The following is a 17,796-nucleotide window of genomic DNA, read 5'->3' as shown; positions in this document are numbered from 1 at the left end:
GACCTGCATGTCCAAGCCATCCACCCCTTTGCTTGATCCTGCCCGCTGGCAGCGCCACCTGTTTCGTGGTCGCTGGGAAGAAACCGCCCACGGCACCACCGTCATCGAACCCGCGACCGGCGCGCCGCTGACCGACGTCGGCCTGGCCGGTGCCGACGATGTGGCCGTCTCGGTGCAGGCTGCCGCGGCGGCCCAGGCCGACTGGCTGGCGCGGCCGCCACGTGAGCGCGCCGAGATCTTCCGGCGTGCCGCTGCGCTGTTCCAGCAGCACTTCGATGAGCTGGCGCGCATGGTCGCGCGCGAGACCGGCGGCGTGCTCTTCAAGGGCGAGCACGAGGTACGCGAGGCCATCACCCTGTGCCATCTTGCCGCCGCCATGCCCTTGCAGGCCCAGGGCCAGCTGCTGCCCGGCAGTCCCGGACGACTGAGCATCGCGCGGCGCGCGCCGCTGGGCGTGATCGGGGTGATCTCGCCCTTCAATTTCCCGCTGATCCTGACCTTGCGCACGGTCGCGCCGGCGCTGGCGGCGGGCAACGCGGTGGTGGTCAAGCCGGATGTGCGTACGCCGATTTCCGGCGGTTTCATGCTGGCCCGCGTCTTCGAGGAAGCGGGTTTGCCCGCCGGACTGCTGCACGTTCTGCCCGGTGGCGCACAGGCGGGCGAGGCGCTGGTGACGGCGCCCCAGGTGGCGATGATCGCCTTCACCGGTTCGCCCGCCGTGGGCCGTCGCATCGGCGAACTGGCGGGGCGACATCTCAAGAAGGTCTCGCTGGAACTGGGCGGCGCCAATGCGCTGGTGATCCTCGACGACGCCGACCTCGATATCGCAGCCAGCAACGCCGCCTGGGGCGCCTGGCTGCACCAGGGCCAGATCTGCATGGCGGCCAATCGCATCCTGGTCCATGCCTCGCTGGCCCCGGCTTTGCTGGAGCGACTGGTAGACAAGGCGTGCCACCTGCCCGTGGGCGATGGCGCCGGCGGCCAGGTGGCCCTGGGTCCGCTGATCGATGCGCGCCAGCTGCAGCGCGTGCATGGACTGGTGCAGGACAGCGTGGCGGCAGGCGCGCGCTTGCTGGCTGGAGGCGCATATGAAGGTTTGTTCTATCAACCGACCGTCCTCTCCGGCGTACGACCGGGCATGCGCGTATTTGATGAAGAAATCTTTGGTCCGGTGGCCAGCGTCATCACCGTCGGTTCCGAGGACGAGGCCATCACCCTGGCCAACCAGAACCAGGGCGGACTGGCCGCCGGCGTGATCTCCGGTTCGCTGGCGCGGGCCATGCGGGTGGCCGCGCGGCTGCGCCAGGGCATGGTCCACGTCAACGATCAGACCGTCAACGACGAATGCGTCAATCCCTTCGGTGGCCCCGGCATCGCCGGCAATGGCACCAGCGTGGGCGGCCCGGCGGACTGGGAAGAATACACGCAATGGAAGTGGATCACGGTCAAGGAGCAGGCCACGCCGTATCCCTTCTGAAGCCATTGCATGGATGCAGCAGCAAGAAGTTGAACGATATAAATCATTATCCAAGGAGACCAGCATGACACTGCAAGACAAGACCATCGTCGTCACCGGCGTTTCTTCCGGCATCGGTGCCGAGACCGCCCGGCTGCTGCGGGGACAGGGCGCCCGCGTGATCGGGGTAGATCGCAATGCGCCCATGATCAGCATGGCAGCCTTCGTGCAGGCCGATCTCTCCAGCGCCGATGCCATCCATGACGTCGTCGCGCAACTGCCCGAGCAGATCGATGGCCTGTGCAACGTGGCCGGCGTGCCCGGCACCGCGCCGGTGGACTTGGTTGCGCGCGTGAACTATCTCGGCTTGCGTCATTTCACCGAACTGCTGATCCGTCGCATGCCGCCCGGCAGTGCCATCGTCAACGTGGCCTCCATCCTTGGTGCCGAGTGGCCCAAGCGGCTGGAACAGCACAAGGCGCTGGCCCAGACCGCTGGTTTTGCGGCGGGTGCCGAATGGCTGGCGCAGCATCCGGTCGCGCAGGAGAACTGCTACCAGTATTTCAAGGAGGCGCTCATCGTCTGGAGCATGGCTCAGGCCCAGCCCTGGTTCCTCCAGCATGAGATCCGCATGAACAGTGTCGCCCCCGGTCCGGTGCTCACCCCCATCCTGGGTGACTTCGTGACCATGCTCGGGCAGGAGCGCGTGCAGAAGGATGCCCACCGCATGAAGCGCCCGGCCTATCCGGACGAGATCGCCGCGGCCATCGTCTGGCTGTGCGATGACGGCAGCCGCTGGATCAATGGCGTGAACCTGCCGGTCGATGGCGGGTTGGCGTCGACCTATCTGTGAGTCGCTGCAACGGGGCCCGAACGACAACAACACAACAACACAAGGAGACAACATGAGCAACAAGCGACAACCCGCCCGCCGACGTGCGGCGTGGCTGGCACTGACCTTGAGCCTGCTGCCCGCGCTGGCCAGCGCCTACGACCAGCCCGCCGTCAACCTGGGCGGCACCAGCTTCTTCGATGGCGCACCGCTGCCCGGCGGTCCCGGTTTTTATTTCGTCGAATACCTCACCTACACCAAGGCCACCAGACTGCTGGACAACAACGGCAAGCGGCTGGGCCTTCCTGCCACCCAGGACATCAGCGTCTTCGCGCCCATCAGCCAGTTCATCTACGTGCCACCGGGAGCGAAATTCGGCAACAAGCAACTGGGCTTCCAGGTACTGGTGCCGTGGGTGGCCCATGCCAAGGTCGACGATGGCGCCAGCAATGCCATCCTTCGCGGCAATACCGGCGTGGGCGACATCAGCGCCGGCGTGTCCGTGCAGTTCGACCCCGTCATGGGGGCGCAAGGGCCGCGCTATGCGCAGCGTTTCGAACTCCAGTTCATCTTGCCGACCGGTGCCTATGACCGCAATGCCTCCGTCAATCCGGGCAGCAATGCCTGGTCCTTCGATCCTTACTGGGCCGGCACGCTGTGGGCCAGCCAGAACCTGAGTTTCAGCTGGCGCCTGCACTATCTCTGGAACGCCCGCAACAATTCGCCCAATGCGGCCTTTGGCAACAACGTCAGTTCCACCCAGGCGGGGCAGGCGGTGCATGCCAACTTCTCCGCCGAGTACGTGCTCAATCCGAATCTGACCATCGGTGCGGCGGGCTACTGGCTGCAGCAGATCACCGATACCCAGGTCAACGGCAGCGATGTGGCGGGGCGTCGCGAGCGCGTAGTCGGACTGGGGCCGGCAGCGATGGTGAAATTGTCTGATCGCGATCTGCTGTTCTTCAACGTGTACCAGGAATTTGCCGTACGCAACCGGGCCGAGAACAGCAAGTTCCAGATCCGTTACGATCACCATTTCTGATCCGGCGCATCTGGCTCCCTGGTCCGCTGCGGCTCTGCCTGCTTTCCTACAGCAGGCAGAGCCGTTGTCCGCTTAACGGCAAGCCTTTCCGGCGTGATACTGGTCTCGACAATGACAACGCGGCACGCTTGCTTGCCGCGACAAGACGGGAGATCCGCACCATGCCAGCCACCACCCCATCCACTACCGACCAGCCCGCGCGCCTGCGCAAGTCTCTCGGGGGTGGACGCCTGCCGCCGGTGGAGCGTCCGCCGCAGCTGCCCATGCCCCCTGCGCGGATATCCTCGCAGCCTGGCTCACCGACGTCCCGTACTGCGGCCGAGGCCGATCATGCCAAGCCCGTAGTCAGGCAAGCGCAGCACGAGGAATACACCCCACCCGGCCCCTGCGCGCAAGCCAGCGTCAGTGGACCTGATGTCGCGGCTTTGTTTCATTTCCGGACTATCGCTCTGATAGGCAATGACGATTGTTCCAGAACCCGGAACACTCAATTCTCTCCAGCATGGTTTTTCTCCTTCGCGCTCTTCCGTAGACTTCAGTCCATCGATGAACGACATCGCAACGCAAGAAACGATGCGCTTCTAGAGAGTGGTATCGGCCGACCGACATCCCGGCCAGGTGCTCACTGAACTGTAATGAACCTGACTCAAGTCCACTTAACGCATTCAAGGAGAAACATCATGTCCGCAAAGACCATCATCGCCGCTGTCCTGGCCCTGTCCGCTTCGTCGGTCGCTTTCGCTGAAGCCCAATACCCGGTCGACCAGCCTTTCGTTTCGCACACCACCCGCGCTGCAGTGAAGGCTGACCTGGCCCGCGCCCAGGCACAAGGCATCGCCAACCAGCCTGACTCGGTGTTCCCGGTTCTTGGCAACGGTCCCGTCAAGAGTGAAGTGCAGACTGCTGACAGCACCGCCGATTCGACCTACGCTGGTGCCTGATGCAGGGCCATCCGATGCGTGGGCCGGCTTGATCGGCCACGCATCGCGGTTCGCTGCATCGTCACTGGTGTGACGCAGGAACCCCGGCACGTAAAACAAGAAAGAGGAATTCATCATGCTGCATCAACTGTTCTCGCGTAGCCTCTCCGTGTATCCACGGATCTACCTGCAATTTGCCGCTCTGGTCGGTTTGCTCATTGCCGCCGAGTTCAGCTTGAGTACGCTATCCATGATGCTGACCCAGCGCGCCGTCTATCGCGTCTCGCAGCGCGTGCGCCACCGCCGTGAATTGCAGCGTCGTGAACGCTGTGCCGATACCGGCGGCAATTGCTGTGCCTGAGCCTGGCTCAAGAATTTCGCTATGAAAAAAGCGGCGCACCTGTTGTGGGTGCGCCGCTTTGTTTTTTGGCGCCGATGCCGATGGCGGTTTTCGGGGGGAGGGCTGTTGTCGATGGATGGGTTCTGGACATTCGCTCAGTGTGATTCGTCCCAATGCGGAGGCGGCGGCATTGACGAATGGCTGCATGTTCAAGAATCGAGCAACTTTTCAATATCGATTCCCGCGAATGGCAGTTCCGGCTCTGCGAACTGGCGGAGAATCGTCAGGTGCACGTTGGCATTCACCTTGACCAAATTTTCGAGGAGGATTTTTCCTCCTAGCACGATGGCAGGCTCGAATCCATAGATCTCATGCGGCTCAAGCGGGCCTAATTTGGATCTGGCGCGTTCGAAGAGCGGCTGTCCGTTCTCGTCTTCCATTTCAAACCGATCTGGATCGCTGAACGCAAAAAAACAGCGGATCGAAAAATCCAGGTCCTCCTTGGTTTTTTCCTTCAATTCATGTTCTAAAGCAGAGATCATATTGACGGCACAATCAATCGTGACGCTACGCCCCGTCTTCTCACCGCATAAATAGAGACCACCAAATGCAGACCTTGCAATCACGTGGAATGCGTCAATCTCGTCCAACCCTGTGTCTGCAAGCCACTCATCAACGAGGTCTTCATAGTCATCAGGGTCAACTGTGAAAAATAGACCATTTGCGTATTCGCACCATCCTTCTTGCTCCCAGTATGTCAATAACTTATCTGGCAGCTTACCGCGCCACTTTTCAAGGCTTGCGGCGGGTACCGGGGAGGTTTTGGTTGCTTCGCCAAAGTTACTAATAAAATATTCGAAGTCTTCGTCTCTCATCATCATCGCCTTGGCTTGATTCACTTCACCGCGGGAGTGGCTACAGCTATGAATGGCTGGATGTTGGCTTGCTCTCTCACCACGGTACGTTTCAAGAGTCGAGCAACTTTTCGATATCGATCCCAGAGAGTGGCAGTGATGGTTCTGCGAACTGGCGGAGAATCGTCAGGTGCACATGAGCATTCACTTTTACCAAATTATCGAGACGTATTTTTCCTCCGAGTACAATGGCGGGCTCGAATCCATAGATTTCATTCGGTTCAAGAGGGCCTAGTTTGGCTCTTGCGCGTTCGAAGAGTGGCTGTCCATTCTCGTCTTCCATGTCAAACTCGTCCGGCTCACTGTCCCCAAAGAAAAAACGGACAGAAAAATCCAGTTCATCCTTAGTTTGAGCGATTAAATCTGCGGGTAGAGCAGCGATCGAGTTAATCGGACATGCAATCGTGGCGCTGCATCCGGTCTTCTCACCACACACATAAAGATCGCCAAATGCAGTTCTTGCAATCACGTGAAACGCATCAATCTCATCCAATCCCGTGTCGGCGAGCCACTCATCAACGAGGTCTTCATAATCATCAGGGTCAACGGTACAAAACAGACCATCCTTATATTCGCACCATCCTTCTTGCTGCCAGTATGTCAGTAACTGTTCTGGCAGCTTATCCCGCCATTTTTCAAGGCTTGCGGCGGGCACCGCGGTGCGCTTGGTCGCCTCACCAAAATTTCTAATAAAAAATTCAAAGTCTTCGTCTCTCATCTTATTCCCTTGCCTCGGCAAGGCTCCAGTTTGACATTCATTTTTTGATCCCCGCGACCATTATCGATCGCATTCTTGGCTTCCCTATCCATCTCCTGCACCCTTGTCAGGGGTTTCTCTCCCGAGTTCCGGCTTCCGGGCGGCGTATAAGCTTGGTTCCAGCTTGCTCCAATTGACTTGTTCACGTCAGCGCGGCCTATACTCGGGGTTTCGTGCCGCATCCAACCTCCAGCGACCATGTCTGGCTCATGCAGCGCGGCTAATTTGCTCATCAACGCTTTTGCTTGAGATCCGGCCTGCAGTTTTGCATCTGCTTGGCTCATCCCTCGCTTACGTAGACTCTTGGTGATATTTTTCGTCATTCGCGCCAAGGCAGTTTTCCGTTCGCGTTCTTGCGCCTCGCCAGCAGCCGGGTTCCGGTTCATTTTTTTAAACGCATCCCTGGCCATCGCGTATTCGCTCGCTGTCAGACTATTGATGGCCTCCTCTTGACGTCTGAGCTGCTCCGCCATTTCTTTCAGAAACGCCTTTTGTTCCTCCTTGCTCATCCGCATGAATTGTTTCTTGTCATACGGATGGAAGCAAGGCACTTTGAACGGACGGGCCTTGACGGTGACATCCTTCTTCGGGTCCTTGGGCTTTTGGGGTCCAGGCGCAGCTTCTCTGGCGACCTTGGCTTCGCGGGCAACCCTGGCGGCTTCCTCTGCTTCCTTTGCCGACTTGGCCGCTTTGGCAAGTTCTTCTGCCTCATGCGCCCCCTTTCCGACTCGGGATGCCGTTCCTGCACCCTTTGCCATGCCAACTGCGCGTTTGGCGACCTTGCCAACGGTGGTGACCACCTTCCCGCCCGGGATCATGCTCGCCGCAGCAATCCCCGCTTCAACGTAGTCCCCCTCGGCGGTATAGATGGCCGCATCAATTGCACCCGTGATGACCGACAAGCCCGGAACGAAACTGGCCACGCCCAGCACACCGTGCACCCACGGACTGGACTTCTGCCAAAACGTTTTCTCGGCCGCAGTCTCTGCCTTGATGGCTGCGTTGGCTCCGCCACCGTGCGGCTCGATGTGCGTGAACGACCTGTCAGCCTGTTCGAGGATGACGCCTTTGGTCGTCATGACACTGCAGCCCGCGTCTTATCGACCGGGTTGCAGGGCAAGTCGTTGAATTCAAGCCAGGTCTGATCGGCCAAGCGCGCAAGAGCAAGCGCGAAGTCGCGTGACAAGCCCTCGCCGTCGTCAAGCTGGTTGACTAACGGTTCATTTTGGGAGACGGGTTGATACGGAAAAGCCCGCCGCAGAATGCGGGCGTAAGGATGGTCCGGAAGCAGCTGTTCCAGACCCGGGGATGCTTTGGGCATGCGAAGATCCTGTGCTCATCAAGTATCCCTCCCTGATGCAACACTGGCCCGCATTGTAATGTTTCCTTGTGGAAACGAGCAACTCCCGAATGATGACTGCGGCTACGAACTGCTGAAGATACGACCAATGAGCAGTCCACCCAGCGATGTCCCTGGGCCGCTCACGTTGCGGCTTGCCATCCTCAAAGCCCGCGCTCCAGCAACTGCAACTGTTCACGGAAGGCGGGCTTCAGGCGATACAGCTGCGCCGGACGATGCGCCCCGCTCTCGAACTGGCCATCGACCGGTTCGAGCATGTCCATCTCGGTCATCTTGCGGCGGAAGCTCACCTTGTTGATGCTCTCGCCCATCAGCACTTCATAGACCCGCTGCAACTGCGGCAAGCTGAAGACATCGCCCAGCAGATGGCAGGGCAGGGACGAGTACTGGCTCTTGCTGCGCAGGCGCGAGACCGCCATCTCGATGATGTCCCCATGATCAAAGGGCAGGGGCGGCAGCCGGTCCACGCTGTGCAGGCGAATCTCGTCCCGCTCGGCCTGGGCGATGGTGCTGGCCGGCACCAGCGCGTAATACGCGATCGATATCGACCAGCCACGCGGATCACGCGCCGCGCCGGAGAAGGTGGCCAGTTGTTCCAGATAGGGCGCGGCGATGCCGGTTTTGTCCAGCAGCACGCGGCGCGCGGCATCGCGCGCATCAACATCGGTACGCGCATGGATATAGCCGCCGGGCAGCGCCGCCACCCCCTTGAAGGGGGCATGTTCGCGCTTGAGCAGCGCCACTTCCAGCCCCTCGGCTGTGAGCGTGAGCAACGCCACATCGACTGTGCAGATCACCGGATCCATTTTTATCCTCGCCTTGTCCAAGTGGGGGAAGTCTAAAGGTACTTAGTGTCATTGTGAATCTATTTGTTGTAATTCGAATCATGGATGGCCTGTAAAGGCCATTTAGAGGGCAAATAAAGAAAATTCACGAAATCTTTGTTAGTTGCAAAAGTAAATTAAGTGGTCTACACTGGCCTCACCGTAACCCGACGCACTCCGAAAGGTGGACACCATGAAGCGCTCCCTGCATCTCCTCGTGATCGATCCGCAAAACGATTTCTGCGATCTGCCGGCGCACTGGTTGCCGGTGGACCCGGCCACCGGCGGGGTATTGCAACCAGCGCTGCCGGTGGCAGGCAGCCATGCCGACCTGCAACGCGTGGCGCGTCTGATCGACCAGGGCGGTGAGGGCCTCTCGGCCATCAGCATCACCCTCGATGCGCACCACAGGCTGGACATCGCCCACCCCACGTTCTGGCAGCAAGCCGATGGCGCGGCGGTCACGCCCTTCACCCAGATCGAGGCCGCGCAGGTGCGTGCCGGTACTTTCCTGCCACGCGATCCGCAAGCGCTGCCGCGCGCACTGGCCTATCTCGATGCACTGGAAACCGCCGGACGCTACCGCCTCATGGTCTGGCCGGTGCACTGCGAGATCGGCAGCTGGGGCGGTGCGGTCCACGCCGGTGTGCGCGCCGCCTACAACGGCTGGGAAGAGCGCACGCTGGGCGTGGTCACCAAGCTGGGCAAGGGCAGCAATCCGTGGACCGAGCACTATTCGGCCGTGATGGCCGAAGTACCGGATGAGGACGATCCCGCCACCCAGCTCAACCGTGGCTTCATCGCCACCCTGGGCGAGGCCGATACCGTCTACATCACCGGCGAGGCGGGCAGCCACTGCGTGCGCGCCACCACCGAGCACATCGCCGCCAACCTCGATGCCGCCGGCCGTGCCCGGCTGGTGCTGGTGACCGATTGCATGAGCCCGGTGGCCGGCTTCGAGGCGCAGTACCAGGATTTCCTGGCCGCCATGTCACAGGCCGGTGTGCGCCTGGCCACTTCCGAGCAGGTGCTGCAGGAACTGCAAGCCAACGCCTGATCCATTCACGTCTGAAAGGAGTGCCCATCATGGCACCCGTCGTTCGCAGTCTGCTGGAAACCGATCTCTACAAGTTCACCATGTGGCAGGCGCTGCTGCACAGCCATCCCGGTGCCCAGGCCGAGTACACCTTCGTGTGCCGCAACCAGCCGCAATTCCCGCTGGCCGAACTCAAGGCGGACGTGGAGCGCGAGCTGGATCACCTCTGCAGCCTGCGCTTTGGCAGCGATGAACTGGACTACCTCGCCCAGCTGCGCTACATGAAAAGTGACTTCATCGATTTCCTCGCCCTGTTTCGTTTCCAGCGCAAGTTCATCGAGGTCAGCACCGAGGGCGAGCGCCTGTGCATCGTGGCGCGCGGTCCGCAGGTGCATGTGATGGGCTTCGAGATCTTCGTGCTCTACATCGTCAACGAGCTGTATTTCCGCCGCGTCGGATCGGCTGCGGCGCTCGGGGAAGCAAGCCGCCGCCTGCGGGACAAGATCGGGCTGCTGCGGGCCTTCGCTGCCGAGCCGCCTCGCCGTCATCCCTTCGAGTTCTTCGACTTCGGCGTGCGCCGCCGCTACAGCGCTGCGTGGCAGGAGGAAGTGGTGGCCACGCTGGCGCGCGAGCTGCCGCAGTATTTCAAGGGCACTTCCAATGTCTGGCTCGCCAAAAAATATCAGCTGGTGCCCATCGGCACCATGGCCCACGAATACCTGCAGTCCTATCAGTCCTTCGGCGTGCGCTTGCGCGATTTCCAGAAGGCTGCGCTGGAAGACTGGGTGCAGGAATACCGCGGCGACCTCGGCGTGGCCCTGACCGACGTGGTCGGCATGGATGCCTTCCTGGCCGACTTCGACCTGTACTTCGCCAAGCTCTTCGACGGCCTGCGGCACGACTCCGGCGATCCCTTCGAATGGGGCGAGAAGGCGCTGGCGCACTATCGCAAGCTACGCCTGGATGCCAATACCAAGCGTCTGGTGTTCTCCGATGGTCTGGACCTGCCGCAGGCGCTGCGTTTGTATCGTCACTTTTCCGACCGTGCCATGACCGGTTTCGGCATCGGCACCAACTTGAGCAACGACACCGGCATCGCGCCGCTGAACATCGTCATGAAGCTCTCGTCCTGCAACGGCCAGTCCGTGGCCAAGCTGTCCGATTCGCCGGGCAAGACCCTGTGCAAGGACGAAACCTTCCTGGCCTATCTGCGCCAGCTGTTCGGCATCGCCGTGCCGGCCACCCCTGCCTGAGCCGCTGCGGCGGCAGAAAGGACACATCATGCTTCGCATTGCCATCGCCCAATGCAATCCCACCATCGGTGACTTCACCGGCAACCTGGCGCTCCATCTCGATGGCCTGCAACGGGCCGCCCAGACCGGTGCCGACCTGCTGGTCTTTCCCGAACTCTCGATCTGCGGCTACTACCCCGGCGACCTGCTGGAAGAACCGCGCTTTCTGGCGCAAGCCGAACTGGCGCTGCAAGAGCTGATAGACGCTACACGCCAGCTGCCGGGACTGACTGTCGTCATCGGCGCGCCGCGCCGCAATCCCGGCCCCGGCAAGCCGCTCTTCAATGCCTTGCTGGCCGTGCGCGAGGGTGCCATCGTGGCCGAGTATCACAAGCAATTGCTGCCCGTGTATGGCGTCTTCGATGATGGCCGCCATTTCGAGGCCGGTCCCGAGACCGCCTGTGTTTTGCCCATCAAGGGCCTGCGGGTCGGCTTCCTGATCTGTGAAGATGGCTGGAACGACGACCTGCGCAGCTACCGCGTCAATCCCTTCGAAAAGCTGGCCCAGGCCGATGCGCAACTGGTGGTCTCCATCAATGCCAGCCCGTCGGACGTGGGCAAGCGCAGCCAGCGCCACGCCCTGTTCCAGGCCGCCTGCCTGCGCCGTCAGATGGCGCTGCTCTACGTCAACCAGGTCGGCGGGCAGGACCAGCTGGTGTATGACGGCGGCTCCTTCGCCATGTCGCCGCTGCAGGGGCTGGCCTTCGAGGCGGCGCGCCTGGCCGAGGATTTCCAGATCATCGCCTTCGAGAGCGGACGCTTCCTGCGCAGCGACGGTGTGGGCGAACCGGTCCGGGAAGACCAGACCCTGGCCACGCCCGAATTCCAGCGCCGCCAGATCCTGCTGGGCCTGCGCGACTATGCGCGCCGCTGCGGCTTCGGCAAGGTAGTGGTGGGTTCTTCTGGGGGCATCGATTCGGCGCTCACCATCGCGCTGGCGGTTGAGGCACTGGGTGCGCAGAACGTGGTGGCGGTGACCATGCCGTCGATGTTCTCCAGCACCGGTTCGGTCGATGACTCCGAAGCGCTGTGCCAGGCCCTGGGCGTGACCCTGTTCCGCCACCCCATTGCCGACCTGGTGCGCGAATTCGAGGATGGCTTCGCCCGGGCCTTCGGCGCACCCCTGCGCGGGCTGCCGCTGGAAAACCTGCAGGCGCGCGTGCGCGGTGCCATCCTGATGGAATACTCCAACGGCTATGACGCCCTGCTGCTGACCACCGGCAACAAGAGCGAGATCTCGGTAGGCTACTGCACCCTGTACGGCGATACCAACGGTGGCCTGGGCCTGATCGGCGATCTCTACAAGACCGAGGTCTATGCCCTGGCGCGCCACCTCAACGCGCAGGCCGGTCGCGAGCTTATCCCTGCTGCCATCATCGACAAGGCGCCCTCGGCAGAACTGGCACCGGACCAGCGCGATACCGACAGCCTGCCGCCTTACGAGGTGCTCGACGAGATCCTCAAGTGGCACATCGAAGGCAGCCGCCTCCCTGTCGAGCAAGCGCAGGCCGCCGCCAGCGCGGTAGAACAGATCAGGGGAACCGACACCGGGGCGGCGCTGGTCGAACGCATCTGTCGCATGGTGGCGCGCAACGAATACAAGCGCCGCCAGTCGCCGCCGGTGATCCGCCTGCGCGCACGGGCCTTTGGCAGCGGGCGGCAGATTCCCATCGCGGTGCGCTATTGACTCGCACCGGCTGCGACGATGATCGGCAGCCTTTGATCCTGTTGTCAGCATCATCAAGGAAAGCACATGCCCATCCTGAATCCGCAATACGACGCCGCCGTGGTCATCGGTCGCTTCCAGCCCGTGCACAACGGCCACCTGCATCTGCTGCATCACGCGCTGGAGTGCGCTGCCACGGTCATCGTGGTACTGGGCTCGGCCTTCCATGCGCGCAACACCAAGAATCCCTTTACCTGGGAGGAACGCGCCGCCATGATCGCCGGGGCCATGCCGCCCGGGCAACGTGAACGCCTGCGCTTTGTCGCCACCCGTGATTACTACGACGACCGCCGCTGGTCAGCCGAGGTGCGCCGCCTGGTCGCCACCCGGACCGATCCCCAGGCCAGGGTGTTGCTGGTCGGTCATTTCAAGGATGCCTCCAGCTACTACCTGTACCACTTCCCGCAATGGCAGCTGGAAACCCTGCCACGCGCCGGTGACATCGATGCCACCGATATCCGCAAGGTCTGGTTCGAAGCCGAGGACCTGGAGGTCAGCCTCGACGTGCTGGCCCCGCTGGTACCGTCCAGCGTGCGCCACTATCTGCGTGCCTGGTCGCTGCTGCCGCATTACGCGGCGCTGGTGGAAGAACATCGCCAGCTGCGCAAGTATCATGCGGCCTGGGCGGCGGCACCCTATCCACCGGTCTTCACTACAGTCGATGCGGTCATCCGGGCGGCGGACCATGTACTGCTGGTGCAGCGCAAGGGCTTTCCGGGGCGCGGCCTGTGGGCCATTCCCGGTGGCTTCCTGGACCAGCGCGAGCGCCTGATGCAGGCGGCCCTGCGCGAACTGGCCGAGGAAACCAACCTGGCCGTGCTGGACGTGACGCTGGAAGAGGCGCTGGTGGACGTCAAGATCTTCGACCATCCTGACCGCAGCGCGCGCGGGCGCACCATCACCCACGCCTACTATTTCGACCTGCGGCTGGAGCACTTGCCGGAAGTGGAGGCCGCCGATGATGCAGCCCAGGCGGTGTGGACGCCCATCGACCAGCTGGCCGCGATGGAGGCGAGCTTCTTCGATGATCACTTCCATATCCTCGATACCTTCCTGGACCTGACCGGCGGGCATTGACCCTGGCGCTCGCTGCGGCAGCTGTTGCGCAGAGGAAAGCATTGCCTTTGCATCTTCATTTTCATCCTGTCGTGGCAGGCTCCATGCCAAAATGGCATGGGGCGCTGTCGATGCCGTTTCGGTATAGTGGCTGGCGTTCCAAGGGAGGGCGACCGCCACGCACAACATGGCCGGCGCCATAGACAAGCCGCCGGACCAGCGCGGCAAGCCAACGGGGTAGGGAAGATGGAAATCAAATGGGTGGAGGACTTCCTCTCGGTCGTCGATACGCTGAACTTCAGCCGTTCAGCCAAGCTGCGCAATGTCACGCAACCGGCCTTTGGCCGCCGCATCCGCTCGCTGGAGACCTGGCTGGGCGCAGAACTGTTCGACCGCTCGTCCTATCCCTGCACGCTCACGCCGGCCGGCGAGTCCTTCGTACCGATCGCCAAGGAAATGCTCAACCAGTCCATGCAGGCGCGGCTGGTACTGCGCGGCCAGCTGGCCGGTGCGCAGTCCTCGGTGCGTTTTGCCATGCCGCATACGCTGCTGCTGACGGTCTTCCCCAAGCTGCTGTCGGAAATCGAAAAGACCATCGGCGCCATCGCCACCACCGTCATGGCGGGCAATGTGCACGATGCGGTCATGGCACTGGTGGAGCGCAACTGCGACCTGCTGCTGTGCTATGACCATCGCCAGCAGGGCATCGCCCTCGATACCGAGCGCTATGACGTGCTCTCGCTGGGCAAGGAGCCGCTGCGCCCCTACGTCAAGACGCTGCCCGGCGGATTGCCCAAGTACGTCTTGCCGGGCACGCCCAATGATCCGCAACCCTTCCTGAGCTATTCCCCGTATTCCTCGCTCTCGCGCATCGTCGAGAAGGCCCTGCATTCCAGCCCGCGCCGCGTGCATCTGTTCCGTCGCTTCGAGACCGATCTCGCCGAGGGTTTGAAGAGCATGGCCGTCGAAGGCCATGGCATCGCCTGGCTGCCGGCCAGCGCGGTCGCGCGCGAGATCGCCGAGGGCAAGCTGACCCTGGCCATCGCCCCGAACGACAGTGAGGCGCTGGAACAAGGGCTGTGGTGCGACGAGATGGATATCCGCGTCTATCGCCGCCTCGATGGCGCCAATCCGGACATAGACCGGATTTGGAACTATCTCAAGGCCGAGCACGGTACGCCGTAATTACTCCTGCATTTTTTGAAGCCAAGGTCCCCAATGAAATTTCTTGCCAACCAGCAGGTCAGCGAACTGCTGACCACCGAAGACGCCATCGCCTCCATGCGCGAGGCCTTTGCCCACGCCGCCGAGGGCGCGCACCAGGGGCGCGTACGCACCAGTGCCGCCAATGGCGTGATGCTGTCGATGATGGGCGCGGTCATCCCCTCCGCCGGGATTGCCGGGGCCAAGGTCTACACCACCATCAAGGGTCAGTTCAAGTTCGTCATCCAGCTGTTCTCCAGCCAGACCGGCGCACCGCTGTGCACGCTGGAAGGCGATGCCATGACCGGCCTGCGCACTGCGGCCGCCACGGCGGTGGCCTGCGACGCGCTGGCCCGCAAGGATGCCGTCACCCTGGCCGTGATCGGTACCGGTGTGCAGGCGCGCTCGCACATTCCGGCGCTGCTGCAGGTGCGGCCCTTCAAGGAAGTGCTCATTGCCGGCTTGTCCGGCCGCGAAGCCCTGGCCGAGGAGGTCACGCGCAACCACGGTGTGTCGGCGCGCGTGGTGAGCATTGACGAAGCTGCGGCGGCAGCGGACGTGCTGGTCACCGTGACCCGCTCGGCCACGCCGCTCTTTGATGGCAAGCTGCTGCGCCCGGGCGCCTTCGTGGCGGCTGTCGGCGCCTCCAAGGCCAACGTGCGCGAGCTGGACGATACCGCCATCGGTCGTGCCGCCGCCCTGTTCGTGGAATGGAAGCCGCAGGCGCAGCAGGAGGCCGGCGACCTGGTGCAGTGTGCGCCGGGCGTGTTCGACTGGGAGCAGGTGATGGAACTGGCGCAGGCCGTCGATGGCAGCCTGCCGTACCAGCGCCGGGAAGAGGACATCGTCATTTACAAGGCCATCGGTATCGGCCTGGAAGATGTGGCGCTGGCGGGACTGGCGTATCGCAAGGCGTGCGCGCAGTACGGCTGGTAAGCCGGACCCGGGTGGCATGAAAAAAAGGCGCTGCGGATTTCCCCGCAGCGCCTTTTTATTTGGCCCAGCCTGGAATCAGGCCGCCACTTTCTTGTCACTGGCGGCGGCTGCCGGCTTGGCCCGCAAGGCGGTGGCGGTGGCGATGAGCACGATGGCGATGCCCGCCACGGTACCCGGGGTGACCGGTTCGTTCAGCAGCAGCCAGGCCCACAGTGAGGCCGTCATCGGCACCAGGAAGGTCACGGTGATGGCCTTGGTGGCACCTTCGGCGGCAATCAGTTGGAAGAACAGTGCATAAGCGATACCGGTACAGACCACGCCCAGCACCAGTACAGAGAGCAGGGCCGGCAGCGTACCCGCTTGCAAGGCATGCGGCATCGAGGGTGCGGCCAGCGGCAACAGACAGAGGGCTGCGGCGAACTGGCTGCCGGTGGCCATGGCGATGGGCGGGATGCCACCGGCGCGCATGCGCGTGAAGGTGGCGGCGAAACCATAGCTGACCGCCGCCCCCATGGCCGCCAGCACACCGGCGACCACCAGCGCGTCGACTGGCGCCGGACCGATGCCGACCAGCACTGCCACACCCACCAGACCCAGCACGAAGGCGCCGGTACGCAGCAGGCTCAGACGCTCGCCCAGCAGCAGGAAACCGAACATGGCCGTGAAGATCGGTGCCAGCGAATTCATGGTGGCCATGTAGGCCGAGGGAATGTGCAAGGCCGACCAGGCAAAGAGTGCAAAGGGCAGGGCGGTATTGAAGATGCCGATGACCAGGTAGGGCAGCCAGTTGCGCCGCCATTGCAGCGATACCCCGCGCATGCGCGCAAAGGCCAGCAGCGAGAGCGTGGCCAGCGAGGCGCGGCCGAAGGTGGTCAGCATGGGACCGAAGACCGGCGCGGCAATGCGCATGAGCATGAAGCTGGTGCCCCAGATGGCAGCCAGCAGCAACAGCTTGGCGATGTTGGAGGAGGACATGGAAGTGGGCGGTACCGCAATGCGGTGTCGGGATGGCCAGTCGGATGATGATTGTACGGCCACTTCCGAAAGCCGTCCCGGTACAGTTGGCAGCTTTGTACCGGGCCACTTGGCTGCAGCGCAACAGACACCGGGGAGAATGAGGAAGAACTGTGCATGGCACCGTACCGGGCCACTTGCTAGACTTGCCAGCCTGACACTTACTGTACAGGAGCCTGCATGCTGACGATTTACGGCCGTGACAATTCCATCAACGTACGCAAGGTCCTGTGGGCCTGTAGCGAGCTGGGCATTGCCTTTGAGCGGCAGGACTGGGGCATCGGTTTCAGGGCGACCAGCGAGCCGTCCTTCGTTGCCATGAATCCCAATGCGATGGTGCCGGTGATTGATGATGATGGCTTCGTGCTGTGGGAGTCCAACAGCATCTTGCGCTATCTCGCCGGGCAGTACGGCGGCACCGCGCTGTATCCGCAGGCGCCGCGCCTGCGTGCGCGCATCGACCAGTGGATGGACTGGCAGGCCAGTGACCTCAATCGCAGCTGGAGTTATGCCTTCATGGCGCTGGTGCGCAAGTCGCCCGAGCATGGCGACGCGCAGCAACTGGCGGCCTCCATCGCTGGCTGGACGCGCTTCATGCAGGTGCTGGAGCAACAGTTGCAGCACAGCGGCGCTTTCGTGGCGGGGCCGACATTCACGCTGGCCGATATTCCGGTCGGGTTGTCGGTCAATCGCTGGTTCGGCACGCCCTTGGACCATGCGCCCTTGCCGGCCGTGGCGGCGTATTACGAGCGCCTCAGCGAGCGGCCGGGCTTCCGTGCCTACGGCCGCAACGGCATGGCCTGATGGCGGCGGGCGCGGTACACTGCGGCCTTGCGCATGCGCCCATTTCCGTCTTGCAGGTTCACCATGGCCACCCGAAAGAAAAAACTGCTCTTCCTTGCCGCCTTCCTTGGCTGTCTGCTGCTGGCCAGCGTTCCCTTGTGGACTTTGCTGTTTTACTGATCTGTTTTGATCGCTTGCGCCTGCCTCGAAAAGGTATCAGGCGTTACTAAAAATACTTCCATAATTCGCTCTTCTTTTCTGCCCCATGCGGGCCGACGCGTCTTGCCCCGGCATGATGTGCGGCC

The 17,796-nt window shown here is 62.4% G+C and carries 19 protein-coding genes; 12 read left to right on the top strand and 7 right to left on the bottom strand.

The genetic code is table 11. The features are described 5' to 3' along the window. The first annotated feature begins 7 nt into the window (after positions 1-7). From HNO82_RS11005 to HNO82_RS10995, 3 genes are all read left to right on the top strand, one after another. Entirely contained in the window at positions 8-1,477 is a 1,470-nt protein-coding gene (locus HNO82_RS11005; RefSeq protein ID WP_175343731.1) for a benzaldehyde dehydrogenase, read from the top strand. Positions 1,478-1,541: 64 nt separating this feature from the next. Next, a complete protein-coding gene (locus tag HNO82_RS11000) occupies positions 1,542-2,309 on the top strand; it encodes a coniferyl-alcohol dehydrogenase (RefSeq protein ID WP_175343730.1) in 768 nt (255 codons plus the stop codon). Positions 2,310-2,361: 52 nt separating this feature from the next. Next, positions 2,362-3,330: a SphA family protein gene (locus HNO82_RS10995; protein WP_175343729.1), complete on the top strand. Its 969-nt coding sequence runs from the start codon at positions 2,362-2,364 to the stop codon at positions 3,328-3,330. A gap of 296 nt (positions 3,331-3,626) precedes the next feature. Here the strand turns inward: HNO82_RS10995 and HNO82_RS10990 are convergent, their stop codons facing one another. After that, positions 3,627-3,887 carry a hypothetical protein gene (locus tag HNO82_RS10990; RefSeq protein WP_175343728.1) on the bottom strand — a complete coding sequence of 87 codons (261 nt, stop codon included), beginning with the start codon at positions 3,885-3,887 and terminating at the stop codon, positions 3,627-3,629. A 123-nt stretch (positions 3,888-4,010) separates the two neighbouring features. Between HNO82_RS10990 and HNO82_RS10985 the strand changes: the two genes are divergently transcribed. Both HNO82_RS10985 and HNO82_RS10980 read left to right on the top strand, forming a co-directional pair. Next, positions 4,011-4,271 carry a DUF4148 domain-containing protein gene (locus tag HNO82_RS10985; RefSeq protein WP_008333395.1) on the top strand — a complete coding sequence of 87 codons (261 nt, stop codon included), beginning with the start codon at positions 4,011-4,013 and terminating at the stop codon, positions 4,269-4,271. 115 nt (positions 4,272-4,386) lie between these two features. Beyond that, a complete protein-coding gene (locus HNO82_RS10980) occupies positions 4,387-4,611 on the top strand; it encodes a hypothetical protein (protein WP_154135013.1) in 225 nt (74 codons plus the stop codon). A 188-nt stretch (positions 4,612-4,799) separates the two neighbouring features. On the opposite strand, the gene HNO82_RS10975 is transcribed toward HNO82_RS10980, so the two are convergent. The 5 genes from HNO82_RS10975 to HNO82_RS10955 all read right to left on the bottom strand — a co-directional run bounded on the left by HNO82_RS10975 (position 4,800) and on the right by HNO82_RS10955 (position 8,427). Continuing rightward, positions 4,800-5,489 carry a GAD-like domain-containing protein gene (locus HNO82_RS10975; protein WP_349627558.1) on the bottom strand — a complete coding sequence of 230 codons (690 nt, stop codon included), beginning with the start codon at positions 5,487-5,489 and terminating at the stop codon, positions 4,800-4,802. Between the two features lie 67 nt (positions 5,490-5,556). Then, positions 5,557-6,222, bottom strand: a complete 666-nt coding sequence (locus HNO82_RS10970; protein WP_175343727.1) for a GAD-like domain-containing protein — start codon at positions 6,220-6,222, stop codon at positions 5,557-5,559. Further along, positions 6,219-7,340, bottom strand: a complete 1,122-nt coding sequence (locus HNO82_RS10965; RefSeq protein ID WP_175343726.1) for a polymorphic toxin type 15 domain-containing protein — start codon at positions 7,338-7,340, stop codon at positions 6,219-6,221. The genes HNO82_RS10970 and HNO82_RS10965 overlap by 4 nt, the downstream gene beginning before the upstream one ends. Beyond that, positions 7,337-7,582, bottom strand: a complete 246-nt coding sequence (locus HNO82_RS10960; RefSeq protein WP_175343725.1) for a hypothetical protein — start codon at positions 7,580-7,582, stop codon at positions 7,337-7,339. Before HNO82_RS10960 ends, HNO82_RS10965 begins: the two co-directional genes overlap by 4 nt. Before the next feature lie 182 nt (positions 7,583-7,764). Beyond that, positions 7,765-8,427, bottom strand: coding sequence for an NUDIX hydrolase (locus tag HNO82_RS10955; RefSeq protein ID WP_008333388.1), 663 nt, complete (start codon positions 8,425-8,427; stop codon positions 7,765-7,767). A 211-nt stretch (positions 8,428-8,638) separates the two neighbouring features. Here HNO82_RS10955 and HNO82_RS10950 point away from each other — a divergent pair, with 211 nt between their 5' ends. The 6 genes from HNO82_RS10950 to HNO82_RS10925 all read left to right on the top strand — a co-directional run bounded on the left by HNO82_RS10950 (position 8,639) and on the right by HNO82_RS10925 (position 15,694). Beyond that, positions 8,639-9,502 (top strand): cysteine hydrolase family protein, encoded by an 864-nt coding sequence (locus HNO82_RS10950; RefSeq protein WP_175343724.1) that lies wholly within the window; start codon positions 8,639-8,641, stop codon positions 9,500-9,502. A gap of 29 nt (positions 9,503-9,531) precedes the next feature. Beyond that, positions 9,532-10,734 carry a nicotinate phosphoribosyltransferase gene (gene pncB, locus HNO82_RS10945; RefSeq protein ID WP_175343723.1) on the top strand — a complete coding sequence of 401 codons (1,203 nt, stop codon included), beginning with the start codon at positions 9,532-9,534 and terminating at the stop codon, positions 10,732-10,734. Between the two features lie 28 nt (positions 10,735-10,762). Then, positions 10,763-12,460, top strand: coding sequence for an NAD+ synthase (locus tag HNO82_RS10940; protein ID WP_175343722.1), 1,698 nt, complete (start codon positions 10,763-10,765; stop codon positions 12,458-12,460). A 66-nt stretch (positions 12,461-12,526) separates the two neighbouring features. Then, a complete protein-coding gene (locus HNO82_RS10935) occupies positions 12,527-13,576 on the top strand; it encodes a bifunctional nicotinamide-nucleotide adenylyltransferase/Nudix hydroxylase (RefSeq protein ID WP_175343721.1) in 1,050 nt (349 codons plus the stop codon). A gap of 225 nt (positions 13,577-13,801) precedes the next feature. Beyond that, positions 13,802-14,740 (top strand): LysR family transcriptional regulator, encoded by a 939-nt coding sequence (locus HNO82_RS10930; protein ID WP_008333379.1) that lies wholly within the window; start codon positions 13,802-13,804, stop codon positions 14,738-14,740. 33 nt (positions 14,741-14,773) lie between these two features. Beyond that, entirely contained in the window at positions 14,774-15,694 is a 921-nt protein-coding gene (locus HNO82_RS10925) for an ornithine cyclodeaminase family protein (RefSeq protein WP_175343720.1), read from the top strand. Positions 15,695-15,769: 75 nt separating this feature from the next. Here HNO82_RS10925 and HNO82_RS10920 read toward each other — a convergent pair whose 3' ends face one another. Then, positions 15,770-16,669 carry a DMT family transporter gene (locus HNO82_RS10920; protein ID WP_175343719.1) on the bottom strand — a complete coding sequence of 300 codons (900 nt, stop codon included), beginning with the start codon at positions 16,667-16,669 and terminating at the stop codon, positions 15,770-15,772. Between the two features lie 219 nt (positions 16,670-16,888). Between HNO82_RS10920 and HNO82_RS10915 the strand changes: the two genes are divergently transcribed. Continuing rightward, positions 16,889-17,512: a glutathione S-transferase family protein gene (locus tag HNO82_RS10915; protein WP_175343718.1), complete on the top strand. Its 624-nt coding sequence runs from the start codon at positions 16,889-16,891 to the stop codon at positions 17,510-17,512. Positions 17,513-17,796: the final 284 nt, after the last annotated feature.

Source organism: Herbaspirillum sp. C9C3 (assembly GCF_013359625.1).
In the GTDB taxonomy this organism is placed as follows: Bacteria; Pseudomonadota; Gammaproteobacteria; order Burkholderiales; family Burkholderiaceae_D; genus Herbaspirillum.
This window is presented reverse-complemented; position numbering and strand designations above follow the sequence as displayed.